The 23,169-nt window shown below is 56.5% G+C and carries 19 protein-coding genes; 17 read left to right on the forward strand and 2 right to left on the reverse strand.

Translation table 11 applies throughout. The features are described from left to right. Position 1 precedes the first annotated feature (1 nt). From purH to Q0746_RS10135, 8 genes are all read left to right on the forward strand, one after another. Positions 2-1,588: a bifunctional phosphoribosylaminoimidazolecarboxamide formyltransferase/IMP cyclohydrolase gene (gene purH, locus Q0746_RS10100; RefSeq protein WP_298259857.1), complete on the forward strand. Its 1,587-nt coding sequence runs from the start codon at positions 2-4 to the stop codon at positions 1,586-1,588. A gap of 2 nt (positions 1,589-1,590) precedes the next feature. Then, complete coding sequence (gene lspA / locus Q0746_RS10105; protein WP_298259859.1) at positions 1,591-2,070, forward strand: signal peptidase II; 480 nt, start codon at positions 1,591-1,593, stop codon at positions 2,068-2,070. A 69-nt stretch (positions 2,071-2,139) separates the two neighbouring features. Next, the gene (locus Q0746_RS10110; protein WP_298259861.1) at positions 2,140-2,658 is read left to right on the forward strand and encodes a DUF3035 domain-containing protein; all 519 of its coding nucleotides are present in this window, start codon (positions 2,140-2,142) and stop codon (positions 2,656-2,658) included. Positions 2,659-2,739: 81 nt separating this feature from the next. Next, positions 2,740-4,089, forward strand: coding sequence for a pitrilysin family protein (locus Q0746_RS10115; protein WP_298261242.1), 1,350 nt, complete (start codon positions 2,740-2,742; stop codon positions 4,087-4,089). Next, positions 4,086-5,393 (forward strand): pitrilysin family protein, encoded by a 1,308-nt coding sequence (locus tag Q0746_RS10120; protein ID WP_298259863.1) that lies wholly within the window; start codon positions 4,086-4,088, stop codon positions 5,391-5,393. Before Q0746_RS10115 ends, Q0746_RS10120 begins: the two co-directional genes overlap by 4 nt. 47 nt (positions 5,394-5,440) lie before the next feature. Continuing rightward, on the forward strand, positions 5,441-7,297 hold the full coding sequence (mutL, locus tag Q0746_RS10125) for a DNA mismatch repair endonuclease MutL (protein ID WP_298259865.1): 1,857 nt from the start codon (positions 5,441-5,443) through the stop codon (positions 7,295-7,297). Beyond that, positions 7,294-8,517, forward strand: a complete 1,224-nt coding sequence (rmuC, locus tag Q0746_RS10130) for a DNA recombination protein RmuC (protein ID WP_298259867.1) — start codon at positions 7,294-7,296, stop codon at positions 8,515-8,517. Before mutL ends, rmuC begins: the two co-directional genes overlap by 4 nt. Positions 8,518-8,593: 76 nt before the next feature. Further along, on the forward strand, positions 8,594-8,908 hold the full coding sequence (locus tag Q0746_RS10135) for a DUF3775 domain-containing protein (RefSeq protein ID WP_298259869.1): 315 nt from the start codon (positions 8,594-8,596) through the stop codon (positions 8,906-8,908). Here Q0746_RS10135 and Q0746_RS10140 read toward each other — a convergent pair. Further along, the gene (locus Q0746_RS10140; protein WP_298259871.1) at positions 8,905-9,951 is read right to left on the reverse strand and encodes a saccharopine dehydrogenase; all 1,047 of its coding nucleotides are present in this window, start codon (positions 9,949-9,951) and stop codon (positions 8,905-8,907) included. The two genes, Q0746_RS10135 and Q0746_RS10140, sit on opposite strands and share 4 nt — an antisense overlap. Before the next feature lie 170 nt (positions 9,952-10,121). On the opposite strand from Q0746_RS10140, the gene fdhF reads away from it, so the two are divergent. Further along, entirely contained in the window at positions 10,122-12,887 is a 2,766-nt protein-coding gene (gene fdhF / locus Q0746_RS10145) for a formate dehydrogenase subunit alpha (protein ID WP_298259873.1), read from the forward strand. Between the two features lie 9 nt (positions 12,888-12,896). Here the strand turns inward: fdhF and Q0746_RS10150 are convergent, their stop codons facing one another. Next, the gene (locus Q0746_RS10150) at positions 12,897-14,132 is read right to left on the reverse strand and encodes a PAS-domain containing protein (RefSeq protein WP_298259875.1); all 1,236 of its coding nucleotides are present in this window, start codon (positions 14,130-14,132) and stop codon (positions 12,897-12,899) included. A gap of 148 nt (positions 14,133-14,280) precedes the next feature. Here Q0746_RS10150 and Q0746_RS10155 point away from each other — a divergent pair, with 148 nt between their 5' ends. From Q0746_RS10155 to Q0746_RS10190, 8 genes are all read left to right on the forward strand, one after another. Next, on the forward strand, positions 14,281-16,242 hold the full coding sequence (locus Q0746_RS10155; protein ID WP_298259877.1) for an AMP-binding protein: 1,962 nt from the start codon (positions 14,281-14,283) through the stop codon (positions 16,240-16,242). Between the two features lie 55 nt (positions 16,243-16,297). Next, positions 16,298-17,119, forward strand: coding sequence for an ABC transporter ATP-binding protein (locus tag Q0746_RS10160; RefSeq protein ID WP_298259879.1), 822 nt, complete (start codon positions 16,298-16,300; stop codon positions 17,117-17,119). After that, positions 17,112-17,618 carry a hypothetical protein gene (locus Q0746_RS10165; protein WP_298259881.1) on the forward strand — a complete coding sequence of 169 codons (507 nt, stop codon included), beginning with the start codon at positions 17,112-17,114 and terminating at the stop codon, positions 17,616-17,618. The genes Q0746_RS10160 and Q0746_RS10165 overlap by 8 nt, the downstream gene beginning before the upstream one ends. 23 nt (positions 17,619-17,641) lie before the next feature. Beyond that, positions 17,642-18,628 (forward strand): branched-chain amino acid ABC transporter permease, encoded by a 987-nt coding sequence (locus Q0746_RS10170; protein WP_298259882.1) that lies wholly within the window; start codon positions 17,642-17,644, stop codon positions 18,626-18,628. 48 nt (positions 18,629-18,676) lie between these two features. Next, the gene (locus Q0746_RS10175; protein WP_298259884.1) at positions 18,677-19,753 is read left to right on the forward strand and encodes a branched-chain amino acid ABC transporter permease; all 1,077 of its coding nucleotides are present in this window, start codon (positions 18,677-18,679) and stop codon (positions 19,751-19,753) included. A 69-nt stretch (positions 19,754-19,822) separates the two neighbouring features. Then, the gene (locus tag Q0746_RS10180; protein WP_298259886.1) at positions 19,823-21,094 is read left to right on the forward strand and encodes an ABC transporter substrate-binding protein; all 1,272 of its coding nucleotides are present in this window, start codon (positions 19,823-19,825) and stop codon (positions 21,092-21,094) included. Positions 21,095-21,158: 64 nt separating this feature from the next. Continuing rightward, positions 21,159-21,980 carry an ABC transporter ATP-binding protein gene (locus Q0746_RS10185; protein ID WP_298259887.1) on the forward strand — a complete coding sequence of 274 codons (822 nt, stop codon included), beginning with the start codon at positions 21,159-21,161 and terminating at the stop codon, positions 21,978-21,980. Positions 21,981-22,014: 34 nt separating this feature from the next. Then, entirely contained in the window at positions 22,015-23,169 is a 1,155-nt protein-coding gene (locus Q0746_RS10190; protein WP_298259889.1) for an AMP-binding protein, read from the forward strand.

The raw sequence follows: 23,169 nt of genomic DNA on the forward strand, positions 1-23,169 counted from the left end.
CATGACCAATCTCGTACCCGTGCGCCGTGCGCTGCTTTCTGTATCCGACAAATCCGGCTTGATTGAATTCGCCCGTGCCTTGGCGGGCCACGGCGTTGAGCTGCTGTCGACCGGCGGGACTGCCGCCGCGATCCGCGACGCAGGGCTGGATGTGAAAGATGTCTCAGAGGTGACCGGCTTTCCCGAGATGATGGATGGGCGCGTCAAGACGTTGCACCCCATCGTGCATGGCGGCTTGCTGGCGCTGCGTGACAACGAAGGCCACGTAGGTTCCATGACCGAGCACGGCATTGGCGCAATTGATTTGCTGGTGGTGAATTTGTATCCGTTTGAAGAAACCGTTGCCAAGGGCGCCGACTATGCAACCTGCATCGAGAATATCGACATTGGCGGCCCCGCGATGCTGCGTTCTGCGGCGAAGAACCATCAGTTCGTGAATGTGGTGACCGATGTGCAGGACTACGACGCCGTGCTGGCCGAGATGAACGCCCAAGACGGCGCCACATCCTACGCCTTCCGCCAGCGTCTGGCCCTGACGGCCTATTCGCGCACCGCCGCTTACGACACTGCAGTGTCCGGCTGGATGGCGGGGGCGCTGGGCGAAACACCGCGCCGCAAATCCTTTGCTGGCACCATCGCGCAAACATTGCGCTACGGCGAGAACCCGCATCAAGAAGCCGCGTTCTACACTGATGGCTCCGCACGTCCGGGTGTGGCAACGGCCCAGCAACATCAGGGCAAAGAACTGTCCTACAACAACATTAACGACACGGACGCAGCCTTTGAGCTGGTGGCCGAGTTTGACCCGAAAGACGGGCCAGCCGTCGCGATTATCAAACACGCTAACCCCTGCGGCGTGGCCCGTGGCGCGACCGTCGCAGAGGCCTACAACAAAGCGTTTGAATGTGATCAAACCTCTGCGTTTGGTGGCATCATTGCGGTGAACCAACCGCTGGACGGCGAAACCGCCGAAGCCATCAGCGGCATCTTTACCGAAGTTGTCATCGCTCCGGGTGCAGATGACGACGCCCGCGCGATCTTTGCCAAGAAGAAAAACCTGCGTTTGCTGACAACTGCCGGTCTGCCCGATCCGGTGGCCGCTGCCTTGACCGTGCGCCAAGTGTCGGGCGGCTTGCTGGTGCAAGACAAAGACAATGGCCGCATTATGCCGGATGATCTGAAGGTGGTGACCAAACGCGCCCCATCCGAGCAGGAACTTGCCGACATGTTGTTTGCATGGCGCGTGGCGAAACACGTCAAATCCAACGCGATCGTTTACGTCAAAGACGGCGCAACAGTCGGCATTGGCGCGGGCCAAATGAGCCGCGTCGATAGCTCGCGCATTGCGGCGCGCAAAGCCCAAGACGTGGCTGAGCTGTTGAAGCTGACAGAGCCGCGCACCATCGGATCCGCTGTGGCGTCCGACGCGTTCTTCCCGTTCGCAGACGGTTTGCAAACCGCAGCCGAGGCCGGTGCAACGGCGCTGATCCAACCGGGCGGCTCGATGCGTGACGACGAAGTGATCGCGGCGGCGGATGAGCTGGGGCTGGCCATGGTCTTCACCGGCATGCGCCACTTTAGGCACTAATCATGCGGGTTATGCTCCTTTCTGCGCTGGCCGCATTCGGTATTGATCAACTGTCCAAATGGGCAGTCGTTCACAAGCTGAACCTGATCCAGATCGGTGCCATTGATGTGCTTCCTCCCTTGCTGAATTTCCGCATGGGGTGGAACACGGGCATCAACTTTGGGCTGTTTTCGGGCTATCCGGAAACGATGCGCATTGTTTTGGTGGCTTTGGCAATCGTGATCTCTGGCTTTCTGCTGTGGTGGGGCAATCGAAATCTTGACCGCTCCATCACGCGCATTGGGGCGGGGTTGGTCATTGGCGGGGCTTTGGCCAACGCATTGGACCGCGTGATCTACGGGGCCGTGGCGGATTTTTTGAACATGTCGTGTTGCGGGATCAACAATCCATTCACGTTCAATGTTGCCGATATTTTCATTTTCGCAGGGGCGTTTGCCTTGGTGATTTTCGACAAGCCCAAAGATGAACAAGCGCCCGAGTAAAGAAGCCTCGTGACGCCCGCGCCGGATTGCGCTAAAACGGCCTCAAAAGAAGAGCAGGAGTGGTCTTACATGCAACGCAAAGCGATGATCCTTGGTGGGATGGTCTGCGCCCTATTGGCGCTGTCGGCGTGTGACCGGAACAAGCAGCCCCAGTTGCTGAATGTGAAATCCAACCAAGAGGGCGGGCCAGATGAATTCGCCATCTTGCCTGGAAAGCCGCTGACTCTTCCCGATGACTACAACGCGCTGCCTGCCCCCACCAAAGGCGGCACCAACCGGACCGACGCCACGCCACTTGAGGACGCGGTTGTGGCCTTGGGGGGCAACCCCAATGCTGGCGGCAATGACGGCGGCTTGGTGAATTACGCCTCGCGTTTCGGCACATCGCCAAACATTCGCAATGAACTGGCCGCGCAAGACATCGAATTTCGCCGCAAAAACGACGGCCGCGTGCTGGAGCGGCTGTTCAACGTGAACGTTTATTTCAAGGCCTACCGCAAAGAATCACTGGATCAATACGCCGAATTGGAGCGCCTGCGCCGTCTTGGTGTGCGCACCCCGTCTGCCCCGCCGGAAGGCGAAGAATAAAGCGGTCACAAGGCCGTGGGCTAGCTTGCAATTTATGCGGCTGATGCCATGTTTTCTATTAGAGATGTGAATTTTGAAGGGATGCTTATGCGCCGCCTAATTGCCTGTTTTCTTGCTCCGGCTGTGATGGCCTTTCCGGCCTTAGGGGCCGAGAAAGTAACAACATTTACTTTGGACAACGGGCTAGAGGCCGTCGTTTTGGAAGACCACCGCGCGCCGGTTGTCATGCATATGCTGTGGTACAAAGCAGGTGCGGCGGATGAAGATCCAGGGGTCTCGGGCATCGCGCACTTCCTTGAACATCTGTTGTTCAAGGCAACGGACAAGCTGGAGGCCGGTGAATTCTCAGCAATTGTCGAGGCCAACGGCGGGTCGGACAATGCCTTCACCTCTTGGGATTACACTGGCTACCACCAACGGATCGCCGCGGACCGTCTAGATTTGGTGATGGGCATGGAAGCCAACCGGATGCGCAATTTGCGGCTGACCGAAGAAGACGTCGAAACCGAGCGGAAGGTGATCTTGGAAGAACGCGCCCAACGCACCGACAGCGACCCAGGCGCGTTGTTCGGCGAACAGCGAAGTGCTGCGCAATATTTGAATCACCCCTATGGGCGCCCGATCATTGGCTGGCGCCACGAGATGACGGAACTCAGCCGTGACGACGCCTTGGAATTTTACCGCAAGTTCTATGCCCCCAACGCCGCCGTTTTGATCGTGGCCGGAGATGTTGACCCCGCAGAGGTCGAGGAACTGGCGAAGAAACACTACGGCCCCTTGGCCCCGACCGAAGGGCTGCAAGAACGCACGCGCCCGCAAGAACCACCGCAACTGGCGGAGCGCCGCATCGTTTATGAAGACCCGCAAGCGGCGCAGCCCTATGTGATCCGTAGCTACAAGGCGCCGGAACGTGACGCAGGAGACCAAGAAACAGCGGCGGCATTGACCATGTTGGCGGAAATTTTGGGCGGCTCGGGGCAGACATCTGTTTTAGGGCGCGCCCTGCAACTGGACAGCACCAAGGCGGTCTATACGTCTGCCTATTACTCTGGGGTCAACTACGACGACACGACCTTTGGCATGTTCATCGTGCCGACCCCGGGCTTGAGCCTGCAAGAAGGCGAAGATGCGATGGACGCGGTGGTCGCCCAGTTTATGGAAGATGGCGTCGACCCCGCGCATCTGGCCCGCGTCAAGTCCCAGATCCGTGCTTCGCTGATTTACGCGCAGGATGACGTCAGCTCGCTGGGTCGAGAATATGGCGCTGCATTGACCTCAGGATTGACGGTGAAAGATGTGCAAGATTGGCCTGCCATTTTGGAGGCTGTTACCGAGGACGATATAATGAAGGCCGCGCGTCAGGTGTTTGACCGAAAGAACGCGGTTACCGGCTGGTTCCGCAAGCCGCAAACCAAAGAGGTGTCTCAATGATCCGTGCTCTACTGGCGACTTGTTTCGCGTTGATCGCCTTTCCGGCCGCAGCCATCGACATCGAAGAGGTAACTTCCCCCAGCGGCATAAAGGCGTGGCTGGTCAAAGAGACCTCAATTCCTTTCACGGCCTTGGAAATTCGGTTCAAGGGCGGGGCATCCTTGGATGAGCAAGGCAAGCGAGGTGCGGCCTATCTGATGTCGGGTTTGCTGGACGAGGGCGCGGGTGATCTGGATTCCACAGCCTTTGCCTTGGCGGCCGAGGAATTGGCGCTGCAATATGACTTCGACGCCTATGCCGACGGGTTTTCAATCTCTGCGCAGTTTCTGAGCGAAAATGAGGACGCATCGGTGGAGCTTTTGCGCAAGGCAATCAACGAGCCGCGCTTTGATCAAGATGCGGTGGACCGCGTGCGTGGGCAGGTTCTTTCCATCCTTGCGTCCGAGGAGGAAGACCCAAATGATATTGCCAGCCGGTCTTTCGCGGCGCTGGCTTACGGCGATCATCCCTATGCCAGCAAGCTGGAAGGCACCGCCGAGTCGGTTGCAACCCTAACGCGCGAGGATCTGATCGCGTCACATAAGTCTCTGCTGACACGGGACCGCGTTTTCGTGGGCGCGGTGGGCGACATCTCGGCGCAAGAGCTGGGCGTGTTGATCGACACATTGCTAGGGGCATTGCCTGCCAAGGGGCCTGAGTTGCCCTCTGACGCGCCGTTTTTGTTGTCAGGCGGTGAGACCGTTGTGCCCTATGACACCCTGCAATCCGTTGCCTTGTTCGGCCATTTGGGTATCGCCCGCACCGATCCGGATTTCTTCGCGGCCTTCGTGATGAACCAAGTGTTGGGCTCTGGCGGCTTCGGGTCTCGTCTGATGGACGAGGTCCGCGAAAAGCGGGGCCTGACCTATGGCGTTTATTCCTACATGGCCTTGCGAGAGCATGCGAACCTGATGATGGGGCAGGTGTCCTCTACCAACGACAACGTCGCCGAGGCGATTTCTGTCATTCGCGATGAATGGCAAAAGATGTCTGAGCAGGGCGTCACCCAAGCAGAGCTGGATAAGGCCAAAACCTATCTGACGGGGGCCTACCCGTTGCGCTTCGACGGAAATGCGCGGATCGCCAATATCCTCGCCGCCATGCAATTTGACGGCCTGCCAATCGACTATATCGACGGTAGGAATGCGAAAGTGGAGGCCGTGACGCTGGAGGACATTCAACGCGTCGCCAAGCGTATGTTGAAGCCTGAAAACCTGCATTTCGTGGTGGTTGGCCAGCCGGTTGGATTGGGCGGCAGCAATTAACCAAGTCTGTTGGCCGAATCGGAAGAGGACATGCTAGAATTGGGGGTATGAACGCTCAGACCCCCAATATAGGCGATAGCCAGCCGGCAAAACGGCCTCAGATCAAGCAATTGGATGACGTCGCAGTCAACCGCATTGCGGCTGGGGAGGTGGTGGAACGCCCAGCCTCCGCCGTGAAAGAGCTGGTGGAGAACGCGATTGACGCTGGTGCCACCCGAATAGAGCTATGCGTGAAGGATGGCGGCAAAACGCTGATCCGCGTGACCGACGACGGGCATGGCATTCCGGCGCAAGACCTGCCTTTGGCATTGTCGCGTCATGCCACGTCGAAGATTGACGGCACCGACCTGCTGAATATTCACACCTTCGGGTTTCGCGGCGAGGCCTTGCCGTCCATGGCGGCAGTAGGCCGTATGACGATTACGTCGCGCATCGCAGGCGAAGATGCCGCGCAAATCGTCGTGGATGGCGGAGAAATGGGCGCGGTCACCCCCGCGGCCCTGACCAAGGGCACCGTGGTAGAGCTGCGCAATCTGTTTTACGCCACACCCGCACGCCTGAAATTCCTGCGCACCGACCGTGCCGAAATGGGCGCGATTTCCGATGTGATCAAGAAGCTGGCAATGGCAGAGCCCTATATCGGCTTCACCATCCGCGACCTGTCGCGCGACGACAAAGGCCGCGTGACCTTTCGCGCAGATGCACAAACCGGCGATATGTTCGATGCCCTCAGCGGGCGGTTGCGCACGATACTTGGGGCAGAATTCGCCGATAACGCCCTGCCAATTGACGCGGAACGCGAGGGCATCACCCTTACTGGTTTTGCGGCTTTGCCGACCTATTCGCGCGGGAATAGCATTTCGCAGTATTTGTTCGTGAACGGCCGCCCTGTGCGCGACAAGCTATTGGTCGGCGCATTGCGTGGGGCGTATTCGGATTTCCTCAGCCGTGACCGGCACCCTGTGGTGGCGCTGTTTTTGGAGTTGGAGCCAACAAAGGTAGACGTCAACGTCCACCCTGCGAAAGCCGAAGTTCGTTTCCGTGATCCAGGTTTGGCCCGCGGGTTGATTGTCTCGGCGCTGAAAAACGCACTGGCCGAAGCTGGTCACCGTGCATCCACCACCGTGGCCAATGCGACCTTGGGGGCCTTTCAGCCAGAGCGCGTGGACCGACCCGTTTATCAAATGGATCGCCCCAAGCAAGGTGCCCTGCAGGCCTCCTATCAGGCCCAAGCACCCGATTTCGGGACGCAAGGGTTCGCCGAAACGCAAGCCGTCTACAGCCGCGTTGATGTGGTAGAGCCAGCGCCAGAGGCCCCTGCGGATCAACCGCTGGGTGCGGCGCGCGGGCAGGTTCACGAGAATTACATCATCGCGCAGACGAAAGACGGCATGGTCATCGTCGATCAACACGCAGCACATGAGCGGCTAGTCTATGAGAAGCTAAAGAAGCAGATGGCGGAAAACGGGGTGGCCGCGCAAGCCTTGCTGATCCCCGAGATTGTAGAAATGTCTGACGCGGATGCCGCTGTTCTACTGACCCATGCCGAAGCCCTGTCCAAGCTGGGTTTAGTGCTGGAACCCTTTGGCGCTGGCGCAATTGCTGTGCGGGAAACCCCTGCCATTCTGGGTGAGGTCAATGCGCAGTCCATGGTGCGCGATATTCTTGACGAGTTGGACGATCTTGGCGACACGCAGCTTGTCGCTGACAAGATCGAAGCGGTGCTGAGCCGTGTGGCCTGCCATGGCTCGATCCGCTCTGGGCGCTGGATGCGCGCCGACGAAATGAACGCCCTTTTGCGCGAGATGGAAGCCACCCCGCATTCGGGCCAATGTAACCACGGCCGCCCCACCTATGTGGAGCTGAAATTGGCCGATATTGAACGGTTGTTCGGACGTACATGATACAAATTGGTGAGACGGTTCTACAGTGGAATGACCCGCTGGTGATTGCGGCAATGGTTGGCGCGGCGGTGGTGTTGCTGATGGTGATCTTGCTGATCAAGGTCGTGCGCTCAGCGGGGCGTGCGGCGAATATGGCGCAGCCGATGATGATGCAAATGGGGCAGCTGAACCAGACGGTACACAGCCTTGGCGCAGGGCAGTCGCAGCTGTCCGGCGGGTTGGAAAGCCTGTCCAAGAGCCAAAGCATGACAATCCAGACGATGGAGGTTCGTCTGGCCGAAGTGCAGCAAAAAATGTCAGAGCGCCTTCACGAGAACGCCATGAAGTCCGCGCGATCATTGGCCGATTTGCAGGAGCGTATGAACACGACGCTGCATGGCTCCTCCGAGAAAACCACCAAATCCTTGACGCAGTTGCAAGAACGACTTGCCACGATCGACAAGGCGCAAACGAACATCGAAAAACTGTCGGGAGATGTTTTGTCCCTGCAAGACATATTGTCGAACAAGCAAACCCGTGGCGCGTTTGGGGAAATCCAGCTGAATGACATTGTCTCCAAGGCGTTGCCCTCCGACAGCTATTCCTTTCAGGCGACACTTTCTAACGGCAAGCGGGCCGACTGCCTGATTGATCTTCCCAATCCTCCGGGTCCGATTGTGATCGACGCGAAATTCCCGCTGGAGGCCTATGAAGCCTTCGTCGCGGCGGAAACCAAAGAAGATCAGGCGCGCGCATTGACGGCTTTGGGGCAGGCGGTGCGTGTTCACATCAAGAAGATTTCTGAAAGCTACCTGATCGAAGGTGAAACCGCAGACGGGGCGCTAATGTTCCTTCCCTCGGAGGCGGTCTACGCCGAGCTACATGCGCGATTGCCCAATATCGTGCGTGAGGGGTTTGCCGCACGGGTTTGGATTGTCTCGCCAACGACCTGCATGGCGACGTTGAATACCATGCGTTCAATCTTGAAGGATTCACGGATGCGCGAACAAGCTGGGGAAATCCGCAAAGCCCTGCGTCAATTGCACCGTGATGTAGAAATCATCGGCGAAAAGGCGGGCAAGCTGGAAACCCATCTGCGCCAAGCCGGTGACGATGTGGCGGGGGTGCTGACTGCGGCCACTCGGGCGGGCAAGCGGGCGGATCGTTTGGACAACTTCGACTTTGAAGAACTGGCGCCGGATGAAACCAATGTGGTGCCCTTGGGGCAGCCAAAAGACTAGCTGCGTTTGATCCACATCATAGGTCCCGAATACCTCACCGCCTAAGGTAGCTCTGCAACATACAGGAGCTACGCAAATGGACATTTCCCTTTCAAAGGTCGCGCAGGTGGTTCTGTTCGCCCATGAAATTGACCGCGCCGAGGCGGAGCTACGCGCCTTCATTGGCGGATTAAACGAAGACGAACAGGCCGAGTTGGTCGCGCTTGCGTGGATCGGTCGGGGCAGCTTCGAAGCCACCGAATGGGATGAAGCCCTAGCAACGGCACTACAAGAAAAGACCACCCCGACAGAAAGCTACCTTCTGGGTATGCCTCATATTGCCGACCACCTAGAAAGCGGTGCGGAAATGATGGGGCTTGATCTGGGGGAAGCGGAAGGGGAGCTGCTTTAAAGATGCTCTAGGAAAGTTGCATTGGCCTGCCCCCAAACGCCTTCGTCCAAATGTGCCAGCTTTAGCAGACTGGGCAATAGCTGGCCGGCGAAGTCTTCCGAGGATTCCACAGGCAGCATCGATGGCAGGTTGTCGATGGCCGTGACATCCAGAACCGGATCATCGTGCACCCGAAGCGCCGGTGCGTCCCATGTGGTGGCGCGGTCATAGACCTTGATCGGGGAAAAGTCGCTGTCAGGGTCACACGCGATATCGCCCACGACGGATAAAGCGCGGGCCGCGGTTTTAGCCGAAGCGGGCACAAAGACCGGCGTGCCAGGGCGTGCGAGAATACAGTTCAGGAAAATGTCGTGCTCTAGCACCTCAGGGAAGGGGCCGCCGCTGGCGGTTTCGGCCATATCCCATTTGGTGACTGGCAGACCCAATGAAGTGCATAGATCGGCCCCGCCCGTCCCCACGCGCCCCAAGGCCCCGATGATCATGACAGAAGGCACGGCTGCATCCAATGCGGTCAGGCGATTGCGCAAGTCATCTTGCATGGCCCGCGACGAGGGGTAGACACCAACCGGATCAACCGCGCGCCCCTGCTGTTGCGCAATCCAGCAAAGCAGGCTGACCGCGGCCCCTGCATATCCGGCCCAATACCCAAAGGCCGCCACGCGCCGACTGTCTTCGCCGACCAGATACTCCAAATCGTAAAGCGCGCCGCCGCCGGTTTTGAACCGGTCCAGCAATATTCGGCCCGTGGGTTGCCCTTTGAAAGCGTGACCAAACATGATGTGGCGATGAGGCAGCGGGCTGCCGTCCTCGGGCAACTCCTTCAATCCGAAAATGATGGCGTCCTGTGGTGCGCTTGTCCAACTGCCTTCGGGTGCAATGTCGCAGCCAGTCGCGGCGTAGCCATCGATAGGAATGGCGCGGGTTTTGCTTTGCTCGACCGTGACCTTCAGGCCGGCTTTCATCAGGGCCACCACCCCTTCAGGCGTTACACCCACGCGCTGTTCGTGGTCGCGGCTCTCTGATCGTACCCAAAGATGTGTCATGTCAGCGTTCCTTGTCTTGCTTGCACAAGGCTTACGTTACGCCGCCGATACGCGCCAGCCCCGCGCTGATGGGAAACGCCTTGACGCAAATACGTTGTTTGAGGTCGCGCATGAGGCGCTGAAACGGGCGATCCGGTGCTTTAAGTTGGCCGACGCAGGGAGACACGCCAATGACCGATACAATCAAATTCACGCTCAACGGTGAGCAGGTAGAAGCCCGCCCGGGTGAAACTATTTGGGAAGTGGCCAATGGTCGTGGCCTTGTGATCCCTCATCTGTGCCATAAGCCCGCCCCGGGTTATCGGCCGGACGGCAACTGCCGCGCCTGCATGGTCGAAATCGAAGGCGAGCGGGTTCTGGCGGCCTCTTGCATTCGCGAACCCTCCGAGGGGATGGTCGTGACCTCGGACACGGCTCGGGCCGAATCTGCGCGCAAGATGGTTGTCGAGATGCTGGTGGCCGATCAGCCCGCGCAAGAAGAAGCGCATGACAAGTCTTCCCACCTTTGGGACATGGCGGCGATGCAGGGCGTGTCGGAAAGCCGTTTCCCGAAACTGGAAGAAGGGCGTATTCCGCTGCTGGATGACAGCCATGTCGCGATGTCGGTCAATCTGGATGCCTGCATTCAATGTGGCCTTTGCGTCAGGGCGTGCCGTGAAGTTCAAGTCAATGACGTGATTGGTATGTCAGGCCGTGGGCATGACGCCTATCCGACCTTCGATTTCGCCGACCCAATGGGGGAGAGCTCCTGTGTGGCCTGTGGCGAATGTGTGCAAGCCTGCCCGACAGGGGCACTGATGCCCGCGACCGTGACGGACGAAAACCAAGTTGGTGACAGCAAGGATTTTGACTCCGAGGTGGAAAGCATCTGCCCGTTCTGCGGGGTCGGGTGTCAGATTTCGCTGAAGGTCAAAGACGGGAAAGTCAAATATGTCGATGGCATCAATGGCCCCGCAAATGAAGGCCGCCTTTGCGTCAAAGGCCGCTTTGGGTTTGACTATATCCACCATGACCACCGCCTGACAAAACCGCTTATTCGGCGTGAGGACGCCCCTGCGAAGGGTCTGAACGTTGATCCGGACAACTGGCAGGAAGTCTTCCGCGAGGCGACGTGGGACGAAGCTTTGGACGTGGCTGCAAACGGGATGAAGGGCCGCGGGCGTGAAGTCGCGGGATTCGGTTCCGCCAAATGCACCAATGAGGAAGCCTATCTGTTCCAAAAGATCATCCGCCAAGGATTTGGCCACAACAACGTCGACCACTGCACGCGGTTGTGCCATGCCTCCTCGGTGGCGGCATTGATCGAAAACGTGGGGTCAGGGGCCGTGACCGCAACGTTCAACGAGATTGAGAACGCGGATGTGGCGATTGTCATTGGCGCGAACCCAACTGAAAACCACCCAGTCGCCGCAACGTTCTTCAAGCAGTTCGTCAAGCGCGGTGGCAAGTTGATTGTGATGGACCCGCGCGGTCAGGCCTTGAAGCGCCATGCGTCTCACATGCTGCAATTCCGTCCGGGTGCGGATGTGTCGATGTTGAACGCGATCATGCATACCATCGTCGAAGAAAAGCTGTACGACCAGCAGTATATCGACGCCTACACCGAAAACTGGGAAGCCGAGAAAGCCCATCTTGCGGGGTTCACTCCCGAGAAGATGAGCGAGATTTGCGGCATAGACCCCGAAATGTTGCGCGATGTGGCGCGTACCTTTGCCGGTGCCAAATCCGCGATGATCTTCTGGGGGATGGGCGTGTCACAGCACATCCATGGCACCGACAATTCGCGTTGCTTGATTAGTCTTGCCTTGATGACCGGCCAAGTCGGACGTCCAGGCGCGGGTCTGCACCCGCTGCGCGGCCAGAACAATGTGCAAGGCGCATCTGATGCAGGCCTCATTCCGATGTTCCTTCCGGATTATCAAAGCGTGATGGATGACGGTGTGCGATCGGCGTTTACGGATGTTTGGGGATCAGGAGATTTCTCGAACGAGAAGGGGCTGACAGTCACCGAAATCTTAACGGCGGTTCATGAAGGGGACATCAAGTCGATGTATATCCTTGGCGAGAACCCCGCCATGTCCGACCCCGATGTAGAACACGCACGGGATGCGCTGGCGAAGCTGGACCACTTGGTGGTGCAGGATATCTTTATCACGGAAACCGCGAATTTCGCTGACGTGATTCTACCGGCCTCTGCCTTCGCGGAGAAATCGGGGACGGTCACCAACACCAACCGCCAAGTTCAAATGGGCCGCCCTGCCGTGCCACCCCCGGGAGAGGCAAAGGAAGATTGGTGGATCGAGGTCGAACTTGCCAAGCGATTGGGGCTTGGTTGGGACTATCAAAGCCCTGCGGATGTCTTCGCTGAGATGAAGCAGAACATGAATTCGCTCGACAACATCACTTGGGATCGCCTGATGGGTGAAAACGTTGTGACCTACCCATCCCTATCCCCGACTGACCCCGGTCAGGCGATTGTATTTGGCGATGGCTTCCCAAGGGACGGAGGCCGCGCGAAGTTCACACCAGCAAGCGTTATTGCGCCGGATGAAAGCCCTGATGATGAATATCCGATGATTTTGACCACTGGGCGTCAATTGGAGCATTGGCATACAGGATCGATGACCCGCCGGTCTGCGGTGCTGGATGCCGTGGAGCCGGAAGCGAACTGCTCCTTGCACCCTTCGACATTGCGCAAGCTTGGGGTTGAGCCAGGTGGGCTGCTTCGCCTGACAACGCGGCGCGGCTCAGTCAATGTTATGGCCAGATCAGACCGCGCAGTGGCCCCCGACATGGTCTTCCTGCCATTCGCATATGTAGAGGCCGCAGCAAATATTTTGACCAACTCGGCGGTTGATCCATTCGGTAAAATTCCCGAATTCAAGTTCTCTGCTGTGCGCGTCGAAAAGGTGGAGTCCGTCGTCGCGGCGGAATAGCGTCCGGATTTAGTCCAGCCATTCCACTTCGCCCACGAAAATATACCCTGCACCGTAAATGGTGCGGATTAACTTGGGCGACTTGGCGTCGTCGCCTAGTTTTTGGCGCAGTCTGGAGATCCGGATATCCAACGCCCGCGCAGTGTTGAGCTGAACGCTTGGCGCATCAAAGATGTCTTGCCGCGTGAGCATTCGGTTGGGCATTGAGAGAAACAGCCTCAATAAGGTGGCTTCTGCCAAAGTAAGGGTAATGACCTTCTCGCTAGTGTTGGAATGCAGTTCGAACAGGTCAAAGCGAGCAATCCATGCCCCGAACTGCGCGGCGGAGCTTTGGGTCTCCTTTGCGGTGCTGGGGGTGTCTTGATGTGAATTGGTGATATCCATCGACAGCACGTATGCGCCGGTGACCGTATTTGTGTCGTTTGTATCTGGCGTGAAGGCAGACCGAATGTGCCGCCCGTCGTTGGGGGAGGTGAATTCCACCACCTTCGCTTTCCCCGCAAGCGCGGAATGCAATGCGGGCGCGATTTGCTGATACACCAACGCCCCCAATACATCCTGCGCAGTGTGGTCGATGATATCTGCGGCGCCATTGGAGGGCGGAAAGGGGAGGCGGTGATTCGAATAAGTATAACGTTCTTGCAAATCGAGTCGGGCAATATGCGCAGGAGTCGTCTCTGCGGCCAAACGAACGCGGGCCTCCGCGGCTTCAAGATGTTGTTGAGTTTCGTGAAGGCGACTGATGGTGGCCTCAAGTGCGCGGTTGGTTCGGGCCAGTTCTTCGGAGCGGTCAAGAAGGCGATCAGAGAGCTCATCGGAACGTGTTCGCAGCATCTCTTCTTGGCGCTTGATGTCGGTAATATCTGTGTAGACCGTAACCCATCCGCCTTGCCGCAACGGCCCACCTTCGATGGAAACCCAGCGACCATTAGAGCGTTGACGCTCCATGTAATGCTGCTTGAAGGTCAGTGCTTTTTCCACGCGTTCTTCAATAAAAGCGGGAATATCCTTCACATCACCATATTCTCCCGCATTCGCAAGGAACTCGATTGTGTCGGAAAATTTGGCACCGGGTTCGGATAGGTGGGCGGGCAATCCAAACATCGCGCGGAACCTTTGATTGGACACAGTCAGTGTAAGGTCATCGCTATAGATAGAGAGGGCCTGCTGAATGAGGTTCAGCCCCGATCTCAACAGTACCGAGGTGTCGCGTGATCTATGGTAGCTGTCGGCAGATTGAAGCATGACTTCCTCGCATTTAGAAAGAATTCGTTACATTTACTTTACTATTACGAAAGATTTGACACGTCTAGTGCTACCCTTGATTTTGATCATGCGGGAATCACGTAACCCGCAAAACCATGCCTGAAAAGGCGACTAGGGAGGACACTACGTGACAGCCAATTCGGCCCGTACAGCAGGGGTGCAATCCATTCCAGAGCTGCTTGCTCGCAATGTCGCTGCGTTTGGCGATAAGGCGGCTTATCGTGAAAAAGAATTCGGTATCTGGCAAAGCTGGACCTGGAGCGAAGTCTCGGATGAGATAGAGGCCTTGGCCTTAGGCTTCTTGACGCTTGGCGTAAATGAAGGCGATCACATCGCGATCATTGGTCGCAACCGTCCTTATCTTTACTGGAGCTTTGTTGCAGCACAAATGGTCGGCGCAGTTCCTGTGCCATTGTACCAAGATGCCGCCGCTGAAGAACTTGCCTATGTGCTTGATCACTGCGATGCGCGCTTTGTGATCGCACAAGACCAAGAGCAGATCGACAAAGTGCATGAGGTTCAAGACCAACTGCCAGGCATTGAGCATATGGTCTATCTCGACCCTCGCGGGATGCGCAAATACGATCACTCTGCGCTTACGCAGTATCAGACCTTGCAAGAGCAGGGCCGTGCAAAAGGTGACCGCGCCGAGCTGAACAGCCGCCGCGAAAAGCCAAACTACGACAACACATGCGTGATGCTTTATACCTCTGGTACGACAGGCAAGCCCAAGGGCGTGATCTTGTCCAACCGGAACATCATCGAGACTGCAAAAGCATCGTCTGAGTTCGATCATCTGAACAAGAATGAAGAAATTCTGGCCTATCTGCCGATGGCATGGGTGGGTGACTTTATCTTCTCGATCGGGCAGGCGTTCTGGACTGGGTTCTGTGTGAACTGTCCTGAAAGCCCGACAACAATGCACAGTGATCTGCGCGAAATCGGGCCGACATACTACTTCGCGCCTCCACGTGTGTTTGAGACGCAATTGACTGACGTCATGATCCGGATGGAAGACGCCGGTAAGTTTAAGAAATGGTTGTTCCACCACTTCATGGCGCATGCCAAGAAGGTTGGCCCAGATTTGCTTGACGGGAAATCTGTAGGGGCTGGCGACAAGTTGAAATACATGTTGGGCGAAGCGCTTGTTTACGGCCCGCTGAAAAACACACTTGGGTTTTCGCGCGTGCGCGTCGGCTATACGGCCGGTGAAGCGATTGGTCCGGAGATCTTTGATTTCTACCGCTCGCTGGGAATTAACCTGAAGCAGCTATACGGTCAGACGGAAGCATCGGTGTTCATCACCCAGCAGCCGGACGGTCAGGTGCGTTCCGATACGGTGGGTGTTCCAAGCCCAGGCGTAGAGCTGAAGATCGCGGAAAATGGCGAAGTGTTTTACCGCTCTCCTGGGGTGTTCGTACGTTACTTCAAGAATGATGAAAGCACGGCCTCGACGAAGGACGAAGACGGTTGGGTTGCCACTGGCGACGCGGGCTTCATTGAGGAAGGCAGCGGGCATTTGCGGATCATTGATCGCGCCAAAGACGTTGGCAAAATGGCTGACGGCTCCTTGTTCGCGCCCAAATACGTTGAGAACAAACTGAAGTTCTTCCCGAATGTGTTGGAGGCTGTGGTCTTTGGCGGCGGCAAGGATTACTGCACGGCCTTCTTGAACATCGATTTGACGGCGGTAGGCAACTGGGCAGAGCGCAACAACATTGCGTACTCCAGCTACCAAGAGCTTGCGGGTCACCCCGAAGTGCTGGCGACCATGCAATCGCATGTGGAAGAAGTGAACGCGAGCGTGGCCCAAGATCCGATGTTGTCGGGGTGCCAAGTACACCGGTTTGTCGTGCTGCATAAACAACTGGATGCGGATGACGGCGAGCTAACGCGGACGTTGAAAGTGCGTCGACGGATCATTGAAGACAAATTCGCAGATATTTTGGGGGCTCTGTATGACGGTTCCTCGGAAATCTCGACGGAAACTGAAGTGACTTATGAGGACGGGCGCAAAGGCTCGATCAAGGCCACATTGGCTGTGCGTGACGCAGCGGTTTCCGCCAATCAGAAGGTAGCGGCAGAATGACGGGACGACGCTCGATTTCATCTTCGCCCCGCCCGCCATCCCGTGAGGTAGCACAATGAACGATTTGACTGGTGGTAACTATACGACTGAGGACGGCCGTAAGATCGGCAATACGATGATGGAAATGAAGAATATCACACTGCGTTTTGGCGGTGTGGTGGCCATCAAGGATATTTCCTTCGACATCAACGAAGGCGAAATTCGTGCCATTATCGGGCCAAACGGGGCTGGTAAATCGTCGATGCTGAACGTGATCTCCGGCTTCTACAACCCGCAAGAAGGCGAGGTGTGGTTTCACGGCAAGAAGCGCGCTCCGATGCGGCCATATCAAGTTGCCCGTCAGGGGATTGCGCGGACGTTCCAAAACATCGCTTTGTTTGAAGGCATGAGCGTTTTGGACAACGTCATGACCGGTCGTTTGACGCAAATGAAATCCGGAATGCTGAGCCAGATGATCTGGAAAGGCAAAGCCGAAAAAGAAGAGACAGAAAACCGCGAGGTCGTGGAAAAAATCATCGACTTCTTGGAAATTCAAGCTATCCGCAAGACGCCTGTTGGACGCTTGCCTTACGGCTTGAAGAAACGCGTAGAGCTGGCACGCGCCATGGCCGCAGAGCCAAAGTTGCTGCTGCTTGACGAGCCAATGGCCGGCATGAACGTTGAGGAAAAAGAGGACATGAGCCGCTTTATCCTGAGCATGAATGACGAGTTCGGCACAACCATTGCCCTGATCGAGCATGACATGGGCGTTGTTATGGATCTGTCCGACCGTGTTGTCGTAATGGATTACGGCAAGAAAATCGGTGACGGAACACCTGACGATGTGCGCAACAATCAAGAGGTGATCGACGCCTATCTGGGTGTGGCACATGACTAATTCGGGCGTCAGCATAACGCCTGCAAAACGTCGGCTGGGCGTCAGTGCGCTGGGTGCTGTGCTTTTGGCTGCGACTGGTGCGCAAGCTGAAGTTTGGGACCAGTTTGAGCAGCATTGCCTGACCCCTCTGGAGAACGTGTCGCTAAGTCAGCCGGAAACGCTGAAAGCACATGAAAGCTTCAAAAACGGCGACGATACTTATTCCACCTACACCATCGGACGCGCAAAACTTGCGGTTTCAGATGGCGGAGCGGACTTCGCTCAGTGGTGTTGGGTCAAAGTCGACCACACACAGGCTGCGGACTTTTCCAAGCAAGCACTGACTTGGGGCGAAACTGCGCAGACGGACAGTAGGTACGAGCTGATAGAGGAACGCGTTCTGGGATATCTGCTACGCAGCACAACCTGGCGCGAACCAAAGCTTGAGGTGTCGCTGACAATGAATGGCAAGGGAAGTTCGTTCCTGATGCGCGTGCAGGAGACAGACCTTGAATCGTGAACTTATGAATAATGGAGGCCCTGATGCCTGAGCAGTTACTCTTTGCGATGGAAGTCACCCTGAACGGGTTAATGGCAGGCGTTCTATATGCGCTGGTGGCCTTGGGCTTCGTGTTGATCTTTAAGGCCTCGGGTATCTTTAACTATGCCCAAGGTGTCATGGCGCTATTCGCGGCGTTGACCCTCGTCGGGATCATGGAGGGGCAAATACCGTTTGCTCATATCATCAACGCCATTTTCGGGACGGAATTACACCACTTTGGATGGCATGTGCCGGCACTGTTGGCGATTATCCTGACGGCTGGGGTTATGGTACTCTTTGCGTGGCTTGTGCAGCGCTATATCTTCCAGCATTTGGTCAACCAAGAGCCGATCATCTTGTTCATGGCGACCATTGGGCTTGCTTACTTCCTTGAAGGTGTGGGCGATCTTATGTGGGGCTCCGACATCAAGAAATTGGATGTTGGCCTGCCGCAAGGCATCAACGACTGGATCGACGTCACCACGCTTGAGGCGCTGGGCTACGGGTTCTTTATCGATAACCTCGATATTTCGGCTACTGTTGTGGCGGTGTTCCTTGTCGCGGCTCTGATCATCTTTTCACAATACACCAAGCAAGGACGTGCCTTGCGGGCTGTGGCGGATGACCACCAAGCGGCCCTGTCGGTTGGCATCTCGCTCAACTTTATCTGGGTACTTGTCTGGTCGATCGCTGGCTTCGTGGCCTTGGTCGCAGGGATTATGTGGGGCGCCAAATCGGGCGTGCAATTCTCACTGTCTTTGATTGCCTTGAAGGCGCTGCCGGTTCTGATGTTGGGCGGGTTCACATCGATCCCAGGAGCGATCGTGGGCGGCTTGATCATCGGTGTGGGTGAGAAACTGTTTGAATTCGCGATCGGACCGCTGGTCGGCGGGGCAACCGAAAACTGGTTCGCTTATGTGCTGGCGCTGTTGTTCCTCGTGTTCCGTCCGCAAGGGCTGTTTGGGGAGAAGATCATTGAACGGGTTTAATATGTTGGACGCAATCGACACGCCTGAAACTACCGGAGGAGCGATCTAATGTTTTACCGTGAAGCAGGGGATTTCAACACCAGCTATCCCGAAGATAGCCAAACGTTTCCGATCAAATTTGATCGCTACCGTTACTATGTGGTGCTCGCAGTGGCCTTCTTGGTCATCCCGTTCATCATCAACGACTACTGGGCGAACGCTGTGTTCGTACCCTTCCTGATCTACGCGATTGCGGCCATCGGGTTGAACATTCTAACCGGCTATTGTGGTCAGGTGTCGCTTGGTACTGGGGGCTTCATGGCTGTAGGGGCTTATGCCGTCTACAAGCTGATGACCTCCTTCCCTGAAGTGTCGATGTTAATCCATGTGCCACTGGCAGGGTTGATCACGGCGGGGGTTGTAACGGTCTTCGGACTGCCGAGTTTGCGGATCAAAGGGTTCTATCTCGCGGTGGCAACGCTGGCGGCGCAGTTCTTCCTCGTCTGGTTGTTCAACAAGGTTCCGTGGTTCTACAACTACTCCGCCTCAGGTCAGATCTCCTCTCCGGAGCGTGACGTGTTTGGCATCATCATCACTGGACCGAACACCGAGGCATGGGCGAAATACGTGATCTGCCTGATCTTTGTAACCTTGGCGGCCGTTATTGCACGCAACCTGACACGTGGCTCGGTAGGGCGTAAGTGGATGGCGATCCGTGACATGGATATTGCCGCAGAAATCATTGGTGTGAATCCGATGATGGCAAAGCTCACAGCCTTTGCGGTCTCCGGCTTCTTCATCGGCATTGCAGGTGCGTTGTTCTTCAGCGTCTACCTTGGGGCCGCGGAAGTTGGCGAAAGCTTCGGCATCGACAAGTCATTCCTTGTCTTGTTCATGGTGATCATCGGAGGCTTGGGGTCGATATTTGGATCCTTTGCAGGGGCCGCTTTCATGGTGCTGTTGCCCGTCTTGTTGAAGAACGTTTTCGTAGGTTTCTTGGGCTGGCCCACCGACTTGGCTGCCCACCTACAGTTCATCGTTGCAGGCGGCCTGATCATTGTGTTCCTGATCATGGAACCACATGGGCTGGCACAACTCTGGCGCCTGGCGAAAGAAAAACTACGGCTCTGGCCGTTCCCGCATTAACAAAACTGAGGCGGGGTAAACCCGCCCACCCAACAGAAATTATCAAACCATCCTTGGGAGGAAAAACTGATGAAATTTACAACCCTAGCAGTAGCGGCCATTATGGCAGCTAGCCCAGTTATGGCGGACCTTGTGTTCCCATCGCTGTCTTACCGGACCGGCCCATACGCCGCGAATGGTATCCCGTTTGCAGACGGCTACGAAGACTACTTCACCTTGCTCAACGAGCGTGATGGCGGTATCGGCGGCGTTCCTACGAAGGTTATCGAATGCGAAACTGGCTATAACACCGAAAAGGGTGTTGAGTGCTACGAGGCAACCAAAGCCGAAGGCGCGCTGGTGTATCAACCGCTGTCGACTGGCATCACCTACCAGCTGATCCCGAAAGTGACTGCTGACGGTATTCCGCTTCACACAATGGGCTACGGCCGGACGTCTGCGAAGAACGGTAAAGTGTTCTCCAACGTGTTCAACTACCCAGCCAACTACTGGGATGGCGCGTCGCATGCTGTGAACCACATCATGAGCCAAGGCGACATCAAGGGCAAAAAGATCGCGCTTGTGTATCACAACTCTGCCTACGGCAAAGAGCCTATCCGCACCTTGGAAGAGCTGTCCAAGAAGCACGGCTTCGAGCTGACGTTGATCCCTGTTGATCACCCGGGCCAAGAGCAAAAGTCGCAGTGGCTGCAAATTCGCCGCGAAAAGCCTGACAATGTCATCATGTATGGCTGGGGCGTTATGAACCAAGTGGCGATCCAAGAAGCTGCAAACATCCGCTTCCCAATGGAGAACTTCATTGGCATCTGGTGGTCCGGTTCGGAAAACGACGTTCTGCCAGCTGGCGACAAAGCCAACGGCTACAAAGCGTTGACGTTCCACAACTTGGGCGACGACTACCCACTGTACGACGATCTGCGTAAATACGTGGTTGACGCGGGCAAAGCTGCCGGCGCTGGCGACCAGTTGGGCACCGCCTTGTACAACCGCGGTATGTACGCCGCGATGCTTGCAGCAGAAGCCGCAAAAACGGCACAAGAGCTGTCCGGTCAGAAAGAACTGACACCAGCCCTGATGCGTGACGGCATGGAAGCACTGGAGATCACCGAAGAGAAGATGGCCGCAATTGGTCTTCCGAACTTTGGCCCGACCTTCAAAGTATCGTGCGAAAACCACGGTGGTGACGGTCTTGGCGCGGTTGCGCAGTGGGACGCAACTGCCGGCGAGTGGAGCTTGATCACAGGCTATGAAGGCTCTGATCAGGACGTAATCCAAGGCTTGGTAGATGAGGACTCGGCAGCGTTCGCCGCTGAATCCAACATCGACGAAGGCTGTAAATAAGTAACTTTTTTCCTCGGCCAGCGCGGTGTTGGCCGAGGATCACTAACGTAGATGGGATGTTGAAATGCTGGATGGTTCCAAAACCGAGACCCTCTTGGAGGTCAACAACATCGAGGTGATTTATAATCACGTCATATTGGTGCTGAAGGGTGTCTCTTTGAAAGTGTCAAAGGGTGGAATTACGGCCTTGCTGGGTGGCAATGGCGCAGGTAAATCCACGACGCTTAAGGCCGTATCGAACTTGCTGCACTCTGAGCGCGGTGAGGTCACCAAAGGCTCGATTGTGTATCGGAACAAATCAATCGCTGGGCTCGATCCTGCCGATATGGTGAAACAGGGCGTCATTCAGGTGATGGAAGGCCGTCACTGTTTTGAGCACCTGACCGTTGAAGAAAACCTGATGACCGGCGCCTATACGCGCTCTGACGGGCGCGGTGCGGTGTCTGCTGATCTGGAAAAGGTCTATGCCTATTTCCCACGCCTCAAAGAACGGCGCACTTCTCAGGCGGGATATACCTCCGGTGGTGAGCAACAGATGGTGGCGATTGGTCGCGCAATGATGGCCAAGCCAGAGACGATTTTGCTGGATGAACCGTCGATGGGTCTGGCCCCGCAATTAGTGGAAGAAATTTTCGGCATCGTGAAAGAATTGAACGAACAAGAGGGCGTGTCCTTCCTGTTGGCCGAGCAAAACACCAACGTCGCACTGCGCTTCGCGCATTATGGCTACATCCTTGAGAGTGGCCGTGTGGTGATGGACGGACCTGCAGCAGAGCTGCGGGAAAACCCTGACGTCAAGGAATTCTACCTTGGGATGTCGGACGACGGGCGCAAGTCATTCCGTGACGTGCGCAGCTACCGCCGCCGTAAACGTTGGTTGTCCTAAATTTTGAGTATTTTAAACCAAATGGAGATGTGTCGTGGGATTCTTCGATGACCTTGAGACCCGCAGCGCGGATGCGCGGGAAGCGGCTCATCTTGCCGCATTACAAGCGGTAGGCGTTAAATTAACCAATTTGGCTGAATTGTCCAAGCTACCTGTGCTGCGCAAGTCGGACTTGAGTGCAAAGCAAAAGGAGCAGCCGCCGTTCGGTGGCATGCAGGTGGGGAATGTTACCCATGTGTTTCAATCTCCGGGCCCGATCTACGAGCCGGGTGGGGTATCGCATGACTGGTGGCGGTTTGGCCGGTTTTTGAACGCCTGCGGGATTGGCAAGTCTGACATCGTGCAGAATTGCTTTGGGTATCATCTGACACCTGCTGGGATGATGTTTGAAAATGGCGCAAGGGCGGTGGGTGCGCGGGTTTTGCCTGCGGGCACCGGCCAGACCGAGCTGCAAGTGCGCGCTGCGAAAGATGTCGGCGCCACGGCCTATGCTGGCACGCCGGACTATCTGAATGTGATTTTGCAGAAGGCTGACGAGATGGGCGAAGCCTTGGGCTTTACCAAAGCGGCGGTATCGGGTGGAGCATTGTTCCCGTCACTGCGTCAATCCTATGCGGATCGCGGGATCACTTGTTTGCAAAGCTACGGCACCGCCGACTTGGGCCACATCGCCTTTGAGACAGACGCGATGGAAGGCATGATTGTAGACGAAGGCGTGATCGTCGAGATTGTTACGCCTGGCACGGGTGAACCGGTGAAAGACGGCCAAGTGGGTGAGATCGTTGTGACCTCCTTGAACCCTGATTATCCGCTGATCCGATTTGGCACAGGTGACATGAGCGCCATTATGCCCGGCAGCTCGTCTTGTGGGCGTACCAATATGCGCATCAAAGGCTGGATGGGACGCGCGGATCAAACCACCAAGATCAAGGGTATGTTTGTGCGCCCCGAGCAGGTCGCCGACTTTGTCGCGAAACACGAAGAGGTTTCACGTGCGCGAGTTGTTGCCGCCCGCGAAGGCGAGATGGACACGATGCGTGTTTTGATCGAAGCTAGTGGCGGAGACGCGACGACTTATGCGACATCGGTTGCGAGCGTCTTGAAGCTAAAGGGTGCCGTGGAAGTGGTGCCTGTTGGGAGCTTGCCCAATGATGGGCTCGTGATCGAGGACCAACGCAGCTACGACTGA

The organism is uncultured Litoreibacter sp., from assembly GCF_947487515.1.
Classification (GTDB): Bacteria; Pseudomonadota; Alphaproteobacteria; order Rhodobacterales; family Rhodobacteraceae; genus Litoreibacter.